Source organism: Pseudomonas sp. CLCA07 (assembly GCF_053615335.1).
Genome location: NZ_CM132131.1, coordinates 4,549,663 through 4,562,860, shown reverse-complemented (window position 1 = coordinate 4,562,860; position 13,198 = coordinate 4,549,663). Strand labels below are relative to the sequence as shown.

The window sequence follows — 13,198 nt, the reverse complement described above, 5'->3', positions numbered from 1 at the left end:
GCATCGAAAGATACGGAGCATTTTTCGTTATGGCCTACATCCAGGGACAGTCCCGTACCCAGACCAGTTTGTTCCCGGTTTCGCTGGAGGAGTTGATCCCTGAGGATCACCTCGTTCGCGTTATCGACATCTACGTCGCCAAGCTGGACCTGGTGCGACTGGGCTTTGATAAAGCGCTACCCAAAAGCACTGGCCGCCCCTCCTACGATCCGGCCGATCAACTTAAACTCTACCTCTACGGTTATTTCCAGCGCATCCGTTCATCACGGCGCCTCGAAGCCGAGTGCCAGCGCAATATCGAAGTGATGTGGCTGATCAATCGACTCAGGCCCGATTTCAAGACCATCGCCGATTTCCGTAAAGACAACAAACCCGCTTTTATCGCGACGTGCCGGGCCTTCGTCCAGTTTTGCCGAACGGCAGGTTTGATCGCGGGTGATCTGGTGGCGATTGATGGCAGCAAGTTCCAGGCTGTTGCTTCCTCGCGGCGTCATACGAGCTTGCAACGGCTCAAACACCAGGAGCAGAAGCTGGATAAACGCATTGCCCAGTACTTGGCCGAGCTGGATGAGGCGGATAAAACCGAAGCCGGCGAGAGGGTTGACCGCAGTGCGATCAAGACGGCGTTGGCGCAACTTGAGGTCAGGCATTCCAATAACCTGACGTGCCAAGCGCTGATGAAATCAATGGAGCTTGAGCAATTCAATAGCCACGAAAGCGATGCCCGAATGCTGCGAACGCACAAAGGGCCGCAGGTCGGGTACAACGTACAGACAGCCGTGGATGCTGAGCACTGCATGATTGTGCACCATGAAGTGACTCAGGACAGCGATGATCGCAAGCAACTTGAACCGATAGCCAAGGCCGCCAAGGAACAACTTTCACAAGATGAACTCACGGTCACCGCAGATGCGGGCTACTCGAATGGAAAGCAGTTCCAAGCGTGCGAGGATGAAAACATAACGGCTTATGTGCCTGTGGCGCGGTCACTCAACTCCTGCGGCAAGGAGCAGGCGTTTTTCGATCGAACAGCATTTGCCTACGATGCGTCGCAAGATCGATATCAATGCCCTGCCGGAAAATGGCTGATCTTTAAACAGATCAGCAATAAAGGCCGAATCTACCAGGCGGCGGTCAGCGACTGCGCAAGCTGCCCGTTAAAAGCGCAATGCACCGACGCCCAACGCCGATACCTCTCACGCCATCTGCACGAAAAGGCTTTCGAGCGAATGGAACGGCGAATGCAGGCACACCCCGAAATGATGGTCAGCCGAAGATCCATCGTCGAACATCCCTTCGGCAACCTTAAACAGTGGTTATTTGGTAACGCTCGCTTCTTGCTGCGACAGCTTGAAGGCGCGAGGGCTGAAATGGCCTTGGCGGTGAACGCCTATAACCTGAAAAGAGCGATTAACGTTCTGGGCGTGCGTCAGATGATGGCGCTGATGGGCTGAAAAGCCTTTTTTCGTCTGCTGTGAGCACAAAAGCAAACGCCCCGAACAAGTCGGGGCGTTTGCTGGAACCACCATCAGTGTGTTTTCACACAGTCTGTTGATGGCCGGTTTTTTTGTGTCTGGGGTTTGGGCGCATGGGTAACTGGGTGATTTTTTGATAAATGAATGGTCCCCATTTTTATCCGTCCCTTCGTCCATCTTCCCGCTGATCAATCAGCAATTACTCCTCCGGCAGTAGCAGCTACGCTGAAGCCCGTTAGCGTTTTTTTCGTAAATCACGGTTTCAGTATCAAATTTCAATCCGTATTAACATTTTCGCACGCTACAAAAATTAACGTTTTCGCATAAGATCGACGTTCTGGTAGCGTTTTTCTTACCCCGATAAAGGATTTCGTCAATGCAAGTCGGTTTCAAGACCCTCGCGAACCGTTATGGCATTGCACTGGCACAGCCTCTACGCATCGAGTCGACGATTGGCACTGTTCGTGTCAGCCGTGAAATTGACGGGTATGTGGAGAACCGGTACCCCCCAAGTTATCGGCCCACAGACGATTTCCCGGGTCACTTCGAATTCGGCCTCAAGTACGAAGAGATTCATCTTGAGTTCTTTGCTCGCCTGTTTGCAGCGATAGGCCCGCAGCCTATTGAAGACTGGTGTCGACGGGAGCCTTTCGGCCAGTACGCCCGTCGTACCGGGTTCCTTTACGAATGGCTGACAGGGGAACGTCTGGATGTGTCTGACGTGACCAATGGTCGCTATGTTGATGCAGTTTCGCCACACGATTACCTGACTCGGCGAGGGGCACTGCGAACGCGGCGGTGGCGAGTCAATAACAACCTGCCGGGGACTGCCGGGTTCTGCCCCTTGGTTCGCCGAACGGTTTCGGTACAGGAAGCTCTGCAATTCGATCTGAGCAAGGCATTGGAGGAGTTGGATCAGGCCTTTGGCCCCGACATTCTCATGCGCACGGCCAGTTGGTTGACGTTCAAGGAATCACGCGCGAGCTTTCTCATCGAAAAAGAAGCCGACCAGGCCGATCGCATCCAGCGGTTTGCCCATGTCATTGCTCAGCACTGCGGACACATCGAAAACCCGTTGAGCAACGACAGTTTGCAGTCCCTGCAAGCCGGCATTCTGGGGCGTGACGCCATAGGACTGGGCTTTCGGCGCTCCCCTGTATTCGTGGGTCAGGCCACGATGCGCGAAGACATCGTGCATTACATTGCGCCTCATTTCACGGATCTCGCGCAGCTATTGGCAGGGCTCAACGAATTTGAGGTCGCAACGCGTGGTGCGGAGTCATTGGCACGTGCCGCCGTGTTGGCATTTGGCTTCGTGTATATCCACCCCATGCGCGATGGCAATGGCCGGATACATCGTTTCCTGATCAACGACACCTTGATCCGGGACAAGGCCGTGCCCGACGGCGTGATCCTGCCGGTATCAGCCACAATCACCAGTTCGATCGACTTCCGGGCCGGCTACGACCGTACGCTCGAAGCGTTCTCGCGACCGTTCATGCGACGTTACGCGACAGCCTATCGCTTCGCCGAACTCGTGACCTACGAGGACGGTACTCCCAGCAATTTCATCTTCGAAGAATACGAGGACGCATGCTTTGCCTGGCGGTATCCCGATCTGACTGAACACGTCCTGTACACCGCACGCGTCGTCGAGCACACGATTCGCAAGGAAATGGCGGATGAAGCCAGAGTACTGGTGATCTTTCAGCGAGCTCAAGAGCAGCTAAAAGAAGTACTGGAGATGCCAAACCAGGATGCAAACCGCATCATCCGCTCCATCAAGGAAAACAGCTGGACAGTGTCGGGCAAGCTAAAGAAAGGGTACCCGCAGCTTGACGATGAGGCCATGGCGAAACGCGTCGTGGAGGCCGTACGTTCCGCGTTCGAGGATCGAGAGATTAGGGTTGGCGAAGAGTGATTTTCGGCGGATCTGGATAAGACGTTGGGGTCGATCGGGAAAAACAGTCTTGAAGGGGCAAGTCCAGGTGTTATCGGATATTACGGGATACTCCTACCGCCATGCCCCTTTGGACTAATGAGTCCTCCTGTCTATCAATCGAATATTCAGCAATCCACGGTGCGCAACGCAGTGCTTTAGTCTTGTGGACAAAGTGCCACTAGATATCACCGTTCAGACTCCGTAGCGTTCAACTGACATAGGGTTGGTACGTCTGACGGGCGGCCAAGACGAAAAACCGGTCCTCAGTGACCGGTTTTTTGTGGGCACGATTTAGTTGAACCGTTGATTCTTCGTAAGCGTCCGAACTACACCGCCTTGAATCTCAGACCTTGATCTCCTTTAACCACTGATTGACACGCTCCCATTCAAAAACCGTTGGATCGAAGGTACCGCCATGCCACTCCATCATGTCTTCATGCTCTGGGTGGTTGGGGTCTGCCATCACTTCAAGGAAGTCGGCATAACCTGGCCCACCGCCGATGTCTTCAGGCGGGCAAGCATTGGCGCCGTCGATGCAATACGGCACCTGAGGACATGCCACAGCGGGTAATTTCTTTTCAACTTTGATTCGGTGATCCCAGCCATCGCCGAAGTCATAGAGGTAGCGAAACGTCTTTTTCCCGTTCAACGCTTTGATCAGGGTTTTGCGGGCATCGGAGTTCACGGGTGGGCCCCATCCATCGGGGTCAGGAGTGCCGTAATTCTCTCCGGCAATTTCAAATTCATGCAGATGCTCACCTTCCCAGCCCATTGCGAACTGGATCACTGTGTGCAATTTGCTCAAAGTAATGTTCTCGGGCACCGCCACGCGGCGCCAGATGGCAGGTTCGATCCATTTCAATTCAATGTGCAGTAACAGCAAGTCAGGTTCGGGTTTTAGCAAACGAACTGTTTTGGCCATGGATCATGGTTGCCTCGCAGAATTCAGTAAGTGTGAGAGAAACGTTCCAGGGCAGCAGTTCGTCAACCCGATTGATCGGGTGCTCGGCGATGCGCTCCAGTACGTGTGTCAAATAGGCTTGTGGGTTCAGGTCGTTGAGTTTGGCCGAACCCACCAGGCTGTAAATTGCAGCAGCTCGCTCTCCGCCGGCATCGGAACCGGCAAACAGGTAGTTTTTGCGGCCCAGCGCGACGACGCGCAGCGCCCGTTCGGCGGCGTTGTTGTCGATTTCGATTCGGCCGTCATCGCAGAGGCGCGTTAAAGCCTGCCACCGGTTGAGGGCATAGAGGATTGCACCGCCCAATGTCGATTTTTTCGACAGTTGAGCCAGCGTCTGGTTAAGCCACGCGTGCAGGTGCTCCAGCAGTGGACTCGCCCGACTTTGCCGAACCGTTTTTCTATGATCTGGCGGTTGTCCTCGGATCTCGCTTTCGATGGCATACAGAGCCGCAATCCGTTGCAGCGCCTCGCCAGCAAGTGGTGAAGCCTGGTCTTTGTGGACATCGTAAAACTTGCGGCGGGCGTGAGCCCAGCACGCGGCTTCCTGAATGGTGCCCGTAGCATACAGCTGAGTAAAACCAGCGTACCCGTCAGCCTGCAAGATGCCGTTGAAGTCCTTGAGGTGAGCACGCGGATGCTGCCCCTTGCGATCCGGCGAGTAGGCAAACCAGACCGCCGCCGGTGTCGTGTAACCGGCAGGTCGGTCGTCGCGCACGTACGTCCACAGGCGAGCCGTCTTGGTCTTGCCATTGCCAGGCGCAAGTACGCCAATCGGTGTGTCGTCGGAGTGGACTTTATGGCCGCTCATGACGTGACGCTCAAGGGCGTTGATCAGGGGGCGCAGCAGTTGGCTGCTCTGGCCGACCCAGTCGGCCAGGGTTGAGCGCTCCAGATCCACGCCCTCGCGGGCGTAGATCTCGGACTGCCGATACAAGGGAAGATGATCGACAAATTTGGAGACCAGGACATGGGCCAGTAACCCCGGGCCTGCAAGGCCTCGGGCTATCGGGCGACTCGGCGCCGGCACTTGGGCGATGTGCTCACAGCAGCGACACACCCGCTTCGGACGCACATGGCGAATCACCTTGAAACGCGCTGGAACGTACTCCAACACCTCAGACACATCCTCACCCAACTGGCGAAGCTTCCCACCGCAACCAGAGCACTGCGACTCGGGCTGATGGACGTGGATTTCGCGAGGCAGATGTTCGGGCAATGGCTTGCGCCGAGAGACGGTGCGAGGTGGCGGTGCGGTGGGCGGCGTCAGTTCAGTCTGACTGACTTCCAACTCTTCAAGACTCAGCTGGAGCTGGTCGATCATCGCATCCAGTTGCTCGGAGTTGCGACCGAACTGCGTGCGACGCAGCTTGGCGATCATCATCTTCAAGCACTCAATCTCTGCCTGCTGGGCAGAGACCAGCACCTTCAAGGCTTGAAGATCATTCGGCAGGGAGTCGGTCACGAGAGTCATGACCGCATGTTACTAAGGTTTTTCAGCGCGGCAAGTCAGACCGAGAGGACAGGTGCTGTACGAATTGGCCTGCGCCAATCAATGCCCTCCAACAGCATTGATAGCTGCGCAGCGGTCAGCGACACGCTGCCGCTGGTTGCTTGTGGCCAGACGAAGCGCCCTTGTTCCAGCCGTTTGCAAAACAGGCATAAGCCGTCGCCATCCCACCACAACAATTTGATCCGATCACCACGCCGTCCGCGAAAGGCAAAAATCTGGCCGGAGAACGGATCGGCTTCAAGCTGAGTTTGCACCAGTGCCGCTAAGCCGTCGAAGCCACGGCGCATGTCGGTGACACCAGCGGCGATCCAGATACGGGTTCCAGCGGGAGGGGCAATCATCGCAGGAACTGCTGCAAGATAAGTTGCACGGTCTGCGGGTCAGGCGTACCGGTGATGCGCAGCTTGGCTTTTCCCACTTCAACAATGATCTCGGAGTGACACTCTGGCTGTGGTTGAACGTACGGCAGATCCGTGGGCATCTCGATCACCTGGACAGGCAAGAGCGTTGCACTTTGACTGACCGGGCCGAATATCCCTTCTTGGTATTGCTGCCGCCAGCGAAACACCAGGTTGGCGTTGACGTCATGTTCGCGAGCGATCAACGACACGGAGGCACCAGGCTGAAAGGTGGCCTCGACGACTTGGCGTTTAAAGTCCAGCGGAAAGTTGGGACGTCGGCCGGCGCGACGGGCAGGGGCGATTGTATCCAAGATAGTGTCCACTAAAAAATGGTGGACACTATCTTGGCTAATTTTGGTGGCCGTCAGGAGTGGGTGCTGAGCGGACGCTTACCTACCACATAACTGGCAACCGGTTTAATTACGCAAGACGAATGCCCGAACGCAAATAAAACACCGCTCAACTGACCACGCAGCTTGCTCTGTCGAACCTTGGGTTTTGAAAAGCTCATGGGCATGGGACGAAGCCGGCCCGCAACAAATTAGAACGGGACGTAAAGCTAGATGGCCCGGTACCTACAGCAATTTTCTGCGCATAAAAAAGCTGGAGGGGCTGTTGTTTGGACTGGTGACGCATTCACCTTGATTTGTCCAGAGATTTCCTAGCGGCGTAAGGTTCTTGGGCGAACAGTCACATGTTCGCCCCTCGCCACTTTCAACCTAATTCGCTCCATCGAATAGCAACATGAAATATCTAATCTATAGTTCGAGCAGTGGCTAGGGACTCTTTTCCTCATCACTATGAGGCGTAGGGGCAAAGCTCGGTGGAAAACCGAATCGCACTTCACCACTCACCAAAACGTTTTCCTTGTTCTGCATTGAAGAGGTGTTAATGCAATTTAAAAATTTAGTTTACTGTGTATCATTAGCAAGTTGTGCTTTGAGTATTTCCGTAGCGCTACCGACGCAAGCTGAAATCCGAGGACAGGCCTCTCCGGAGCAGATTAAGGCCATTGAGGACTGGACTTACACCCTGGCCGTCCAAGCGGCAACCTATGGTGCGCCGCTGGTAGCCATGTACAACCTGCGCTCCACCGTAGCGTTGGGTCAAAGTCCCAAAGCCAAGCCGAACACCATCTGGAAAATGGTCGATATTTCTACACCAAAACTCGCAGCAGAGTCCGGTTATGTATCTCCTAACCTCGATGTTATTTATGGGTTTGGCTTCGCCGATCTGAATGCCGAACCGGTCATCCTCAAAGCACCAGATTCCAACGGCCGCTACTACATGATCGAAATAGTCGACATGTGGACAAATGCTTTTGCCTATCCCGCTGGCGGCGCCTCGGGATACAAAGGAGGTACTTTTGCCTTGGTAGGGCCGGGTTGGAAAGGAGAACTCCCCCCAAACGTTAAACGAATTGACAGCCCAACCCGCTGGGTAGAACTGCAACCACGAGTGAATGTGAAAGGCGAAGCTGATTTACCGGCAGCTCGAAAAGTATTGGAAGCTATTACGTTGGAGCCTCTCTCCCAGTATCTGGGAAAACCAGCAGCCCCTTCTGCTAATTATAATTACGAAGAACCAAAAATGAAGGCAGGTGTAGCGACCAGCCACATGCAGTTCGATGAACCAGTACAGTTTTGGTCTCTCTTTTCAGCGGCGATGAATGAGAATCCGCCACCTGCCGATCAAATAGGTCCCATACTGGAAAAGTACAAGTATCTTGGTTTGCAATTGGGTAAACAGTGGAAACCAGAAGATGTAGATCCACTAATTCTCGCGCAGATGAAAAAAGCAGCGGCAACAATCGGTCAACTGGCGCTGGGCACCATGCCGCTGGCAGGTGCGCTTAAAAACGGCTGGGTCATTCCGCCTGCCAATACAGGCTTCGGTGGCACCGATTACCTCTCGCGCCTTGACGTAGCTGTGTTCGGTCTCACCGCCAATATTGTTCCTCAGGCGATTTATTATTCCGGCGTTGTTGATGGGAACAACGAACCCATGACCGGGGAAAAGAGCTACACCCTGACCTTAACCTCCCCAATGGCCTATGCGCAGCCTGTGTCACCAGGATTTTGGTCAGTGACCATGTACGATAAGGCAACCGGTTACACCACACCAAACCCGATAAATCGTTATCATCTGGCAAGTTACGACAAAGTTCAGAAAAACGCCGATGGTTCTATGACACTGTTTCTACAAGCCAGTAGTCCCGGAGCGGACAAGCAGTCGAACTGGTTGCCCACACCCAAAGGGCCGTTCTATTTGATTTTCCGTAACTATGCACCCGCGCCAGAGGTCTCGGAGGCGCTGACGAAGAACTTCCGAGACTTCCAAGGGCCGCCACCGGTTCTGCCAGTCAACTGATAGAGCCGCAAGTGTAATCACCACACCAACCTTTGCCATGTCCACCTGGCATGGCAATGGTTGCTCGGATGTCACTTATAAAGCTGGAAGACAGCATTTTTCGGGCTCGCATGTCGTCGAAACAACAACCAATCCGCGAGTAAATTCGAAGGTCTGGGAAGGTGTGTTGCCCGGACGGTTACCTTCAACCTTACTTTATCGTTAGTTGGTATTGCGTTAGCGAATGTCTAACTTCTCGAAGTGGAAGCCCTCGAATACACGCCGGATGTCCGGATGCTCGTTGATGCTGACCATCACCTTACCTTTGCCCGCAGCATAAAGTCGGCCATAGGCTGCGTACTGCAGTCAGCCAGTGGTACTTTTTCGCCACGTTGAGCGCGCCCTGAAGGGGTCGTACTTGAACAACCAGCATATCGCCCTGTCCTGCCACCGCGTTGGTTCAATGCCATGTATTTGAGGGGGAGGGCCTCGTCACAATATTTGCAACGCCTGAAATATGCCCTGCATGGCTACAAGCTCTAGTCTGCAGGGCTTTCATCTATCCCACCCCCTCCCGATCAAAGTTAGGGTGCCAACTCCGGTTTGATCGAACCCTCTTTTGAAAGTCCACCCATTCAGATGTTTTTTCATTTTTCAGTCCATGAAATCGGGGCCACCGCATCTCCCCAATCGTGACAGCCCGTAACACCGTTACACAGCCGCGCTGCATTTACTTTCATAACCTTGCACTCTGTGCAAAGGCCGATCCCCTGGAGAGCCTCACGGCCTGCCTGGGCTGCAGGTTCGATTGCACTACTTTCGAACTTGCACAAAAAAAGGACACAAAGCCCGTCGGCGGGAGGGGGAAAAGTGCATTCCTTGCCTGCGCTTTCTTCGCGCAAAAGAGACCTGACCGCTGCATTTGCTCGAGTGGAGCAACTGTGGGGGGGCAGACATTGGTTCGCCTAAAGGCGATGAGCTGGAAATTCTGGCGCTGCTCATCGAGAAATATGAAGACGAGCATTACCCAATGCCGCCCTCCGATCCGATTGAGGCCACCAAATTCTGCATGGATCAACAAGGTCTGCCCCCTCGTGATCTGGAACCTTTCATCGGTACGAGCGGGCGCGTATCCGAAGTGCTGAATCGTAAGCGCAAACTGAGCCTGTCGATGATCAAGCGTCTGCACGACGGATTGCGAATTCCTTACGAGAGTTTGCTCGCTGATGCTGCCTGACGGGCGGCCAGAACGAAAACCGGTCCTTAGTGACCGGTTTTTTGTGGGCAGGATTTGTGTGAACTGCCAGTCAACGCCTGCCAAATCAGGTGTCGACCAACTATTCACTGGTGGCGCGAAAGTGGCCAATTTTCGAAAAGGCAACGTCCTACACGACACTGGGAATTGTCCGTACACTTGCGCATTGCTGTGTTTTTACCATGAAGCCTATAGTCGACCCGCGCCCCAAATGGCGTATCGGGTTTGGCGACTCGATTCCATGGTACAGAAGCCTCCGAGTATTTCTCGGAGCGTTTTTGAGCGCACTTGGCTGCCTCTTTTTGGTGGCTGTGCGTGGGAGACCTTAGGGTCTGCCGGTTTTACCATGGCCCGGTTCGCCAACCCGCGTACAGCTACCACCCAATTGTTTGGCGACGATTGAGTGGTAGGTCTTCCTCCAATCATGGTGATCACTAATGAATGAATACATGGCTTTAACCAGCAACGCCGACGATCTACCTTCTCTGTTCGTCAACACCACCCAACCGCTGCACTCACTGCTCAGCACAGCCAGTTACAGAATTCGGGCCGTGACGCAGATCCTCGAAAACCTCGCAATGCGAGGTGACATCACGACTGACTCGGTCATCCTCAGCGATTTTGCAATGCTCTGCTGTGTGCCTTTGCGCGACGGTTGCGATGTGCTGGATGTCATCGCTCGACGTATGGATGCGGAACCATCCTGACGTGATAACGGGCGCCTTTCGGGGCGTCCTTTGCGTTTCATGGCCGACTATTGTGACGTATCACTGTGGCGAGGGAGCTTGCTCCCGCTGGGCTGCGAAGCGGCCCCCTCTTCACCCAAAAAGAAGGGGACTGCTGCGCAGTCCAACGGGAGCAAGCTCCCTCGTCACAGGTTCAGTGTGTGCTTACCGAGTCGCGACAATAAACAACCGCGGAAACGGCAACAGCACCGAACCATCGCTCAACGCCGGATAAGCCTGCTCTATCGCAGCATGGTATTGCTTGAGGTATTGCACCTTTTCCGCGTCATCCAGCGGTTCAAGAAACGGCCGCAAACCGCTGCCCTTGAACCACTCGACCACGCCCGACGCACCGTCCGCCAGCGGATGATGGTAGGTGGTGCGCCACACATCGACTCGCGCACAGTGCGGTTGCAGCATCGAGTAGTAATCGCTGGCACTCGCCATCTCTGTGCGTTGCCCGGCGGCGTCCGCCAGTTTGCTGGCCCACGGCCCCTCGGCGGCCACTTCGCGCATCAGGCGATGGGATAGCTCGTTGAGGTTGTCGGGCATCTGAATGGCCAGGCTTCCGCCCTGGGTCAGTCGGGCGGCCAGCGAAGGCAGTAACGTCCCGTGATCGGGCAGCCACTGCAACACTGCGTTGGCGAATATCACGTCGAACGGACCGCTGTCGTTCCAGGTGCCGATATCAACGGTGTCGAACTGCACGGTTGGCAAGCGCTTGCGAGCGGCTTCGATCATGTCGGTCGAACTGTCGACGCCACGCACCGTGGCGCCGCTGAAGCGCTCGACCAGTAACTCGGTCGAATTGCCGGGACCGCACCCGATGTCGATGGCTGAGCGCGCGTCCACGGGCGGGATAGCGGCGAGCAGGTCGCGCGCCGGGCGTGTGCGTTCATCTTCAAAAGCGACGTATTGTTTGGCGGACCAACTCATAGCGTTCTCCTGTCGGTGCATTGTTGTAGCCAGAGGCAGACAACCGGTTCGACACGATACCTCGACCGGTGCGTGCGGCTCTATCCCGACCTTGGACCAACACAACACATCGACCGCTCGTCGATCCAGCCATAAAGCGATTTTGACAGTCCGAATATCGCATCTATAGTCCAATCGCGGCCCGTCGGAAGGAACCCGAACCCGGTAGTTTGCACGCAAGGAGCAAGGCCAGCTCATGTTCGTGACAGGTGGGTTCCGCCCGTAGTGTTTGCGCAACGACCGCAAGGCAAGCAAGCGTTGTTGTGCCTGGAAAGATGCCAGGCGTTCACTATGAAAAAGGAGCTTTACTATGTCTCGAGTCACGGATGTACTGGTTTCGATCGACACTGAAACCATCCTGAAAAACTACCCGAACATCAGCAAAAACCCTGCCGCGCCGACGATGATCGACGTCAATCATGTGTACATGGTCACCAACCAGAACAACGTGATCAATGGCCAGGCGGGTGGCGAACTGAACTTGAAAGCACAAGTGGGCGACCTGATCCGCTGGCGGGAAACCAGCCTGTCGCAGAGCTTTGAAACAGCCGTGATTTTTTACAAATTCATCGGCAATGCCGGCAACGAGCTGATATCCACCCCCACGCCACGCAAGGCCACTGCTTGCGTGGCCGTCCCTAACACCAGTAATCCTTCGGTGCCGAGCTGCCAGAAAGTCGACAACTATTACTGGTCTTCGGAAACCCTGGCGTGCGGTAGCGTGACCTACCACTTCAACTTTTTGATCGTGGACCGCGAGTGCAAGATCGTCGGCTGCTGTTCGTGGGATCCGTTCATCACCATCCGTAATTGACGAGAGTCTGGCCCCTTGGCAACAAGGGGCTTGCCACGCAAGTTGCCGCCTCACAGGAACGGGATGTCTTGCATGAACCGAAGCGGCTGCCGTCATGTGCCAACATCATGAAAGGAATCCATGATGACTTCCGAACCGATCAAATCCCCTTCATCCAGCGTCGCGACCGCGAACAACGTATTGCTGATCGTCGATGCCGAATCGTTACTTTCACGCTATCCGCAACCCAGTCTCAAACCGCAACTTCCGACGGTGATTGAGGACGGTTTTATCTTCTTCATCGGCGGAATGCAAAGTACCAATAATGACAGCAATATGACATTGAACGCGGATAACGGGACAACGTTCCATATCCGTGGAAGAACCGTCAGTTTGCTCGCCGAACACAGTGTGGTGTTTTACGAGATGTCCGTGGGCGATGCCGGCGTACTGTCAGCGCCCAAGTTGGTGGTCCATGGCAACCTGACGGTACCTGCGCCAGACCCTGCAAATCCAACCGAGCCAGGTAACCATGTGGCTGACGATCATTATTGGGAATGCACTCGGCTGTCCTCCGGGGTGGAGGCGTGTGAGCTGAATTTCATGCTGATCAACAAAAGTTGCGAAGCATTGGGTTACTTCAGTTGGGCAGTGGACGTGAAGCTGAAGTAGCAAACAGCAGCCACAAAAAACCGACCGCTTGGGCTTATGCCGGAGAAAGCACAAGCAATAAGAAACCTGTGGCGAGGGAGCAAGCTCCCTCACCACAAGATCAGCATCATCCTTAACTGGCATTAGCCGCATGGGACAAT

At 54.8% G+C, this 13,198-nt stretch carries 10 protein-coding genes and 2 pseudogenes; 7 read left to right on the top strand and 5 right to left on the bottom strand.

Translation table 11 applies throughout. From position 1 onward, the window contains the following. The first annotated feature begins 29 nt into the window (after positions 1-29). Positions 30-1,454 carry an IS1182 family transposase gene (locus tag ACWGZX_RS20955; protein WP_452625265.1) on the top strand — a complete coding sequence of 475 codons (1,425 nt, stop codon included), beginning with the start codon at positions 30-32 and terminating at the stop codon, positions 1,452-1,454. 397 nt (positions 1,455-1,851) lie between these two features. After that, the gene (locus ACWGZX_RS20950; protein ID WP_452625264.1) at positions 1,852-3,396 is read left to right on the top strand and encodes a Fic family protein; all 1,545 of its coding nucleotides are present in this window, start codon (positions 1,852-1,854) and stop codon (positions 3,394-3,396) included. Positions 3,397-3,760: 364 nt separating this feature from the next. Here ACWGZX_RS20950 and ACWGZX_RS20945 read toward each other — a convergent pair whose 3' ends face one another. The 4 genes and pseudogenes from ACWGZX_RS20945 to ACWGZX_RS20930 all read right to left on the bottom strand — a co-directional run. Further along, positions 3,761-4,339, bottom strand: coding sequence for a plasmid pRiA4b ORF-3 family protein (locus ACWGZX_RS20945; protein WP_452625263.1), 579 nt, complete (start codon positions 4,337-4,339; stop codon positions 3,761-3,763). Beyond that, a complete protein-coding gene (tnpC, locus tag ACWGZX_RS20940; protein ID WP_452625262.1) occupies positions 4,302-5,849 on the bottom strand; it encodes an IS66 family transposase in 1,548 nt (515 codons plus the stop codon). Before tnpC ends, ACWGZX_RS20945 begins: the two co-directional genes overlap by 38 nt. Positions 5,850-5,884: 35 nt before the next feature. After that, complete coding sequence (tnpB, locus tag ACWGZX_RS20935; RefSeq protein ID WP_452625261.1) at positions 5,885-6,229, bottom strand: IS66 family insertion sequence element accessory protein TnpB; 345 nt, start codon at positions 6,227-6,229, stop codon at positions 5,885-5,887. Continuing rightward, positions 6,226-6,519, bottom strand: a pseudogene (locus ACWGZX_RS20930) (transposase); the annotation flags it as partial. The gene tnpB and the pseudogene ACWGZX_RS20930, both read right to left, overlap by 4 nt. A gap of 661 nt (positions 6,520-7,180) precedes the next feature. Here ACWGZX_RS20930 and ACWGZX_RS20925 point away from each other — a divergent pair. The 3 genes and pseudogenes from ACWGZX_RS20925 to ACWGZX_RS20915 all read left to right on the top strand — a co-directional run bounded on the left by ACWGZX_RS20925 (position 7,181) and on the right by ACWGZX_RS20915 (position 10,600). Continuing rightward, positions 7,181-8,659, top strand: coding sequence for a DUF1254 domain-containing protein (locus ACWGZX_RS20925; RefSeq protein ID WP_452625260.1), 1,479 nt, complete (start codon positions 7,181-7,183; stop codon positions 8,657-8,659). 858 nt (positions 8,660-9,517) lie between these two features. After that, a pseudogene (locus ACWGZX_RS20920) lies at positions 9,518-9,875 on the top strand (helix-turn-helix domain-containing protein). 455 nt (positions 9,876-10,330) lie between these two features. Further along, the gene (locus ACWGZX_RS20915) at positions 10,331-10,600 is read left to right on the top strand and encodes a short-chain dehydrogenase (protein ID WP_452625259.1); all 270 of its coding nucleotides are present in this window, start codon (positions 10,331-10,333) and stop codon (positions 10,598-10,600) included. A gap of 183 nt (positions 10,601-10,783) precedes the next feature. Here the strand turns inward: ACWGZX_RS20915 and tam are convergent, their stop codons facing one another. Further along, positions 10,784-11,554 carry a trans-aconitate 2-methyltransferase gene (gene tam, locus ACWGZX_RS20910; protein ID WP_452625258.1) on the bottom strand — a complete coding sequence of 257 codons (771 nt, stop codon included), beginning with the start codon at positions 11,552-11,554 and terminating at the stop codon, positions 10,784-10,786. Between the two features lie 349 nt (positions 11,555-11,903). Here tam and ACWGZX_RS20905 point away from each other — a divergent pair, with 349 nt between their 5' ends. Together ACWGZX_RS20905 and ACWGZX_RS20900 are read left to right on the top strand one after the other, a co-directional pair. After that, a complete protein-coding gene (locus ACWGZX_RS20905) occupies positions 11,904-12,407 on the top strand; it encodes an inclusion body family protein (RefSeq protein WP_452625257.1) in 504 nt (167 codons plus the stop codon). A gap of 123 nt (positions 12,408-12,530) precedes the next feature. Continuing rightward, positions 12,531-13,058: an AidA/PixA family protein gene (locus tag ACWGZX_RS20900; RefSeq protein WP_452629045.1), complete on the top strand. Its 528-nt coding sequence runs from the start codon at positions 12,531-12,533 to the stop codon at positions 13,056-13,058. Positions 13,059-13,198: the final 140 nt, after the last annotated feature.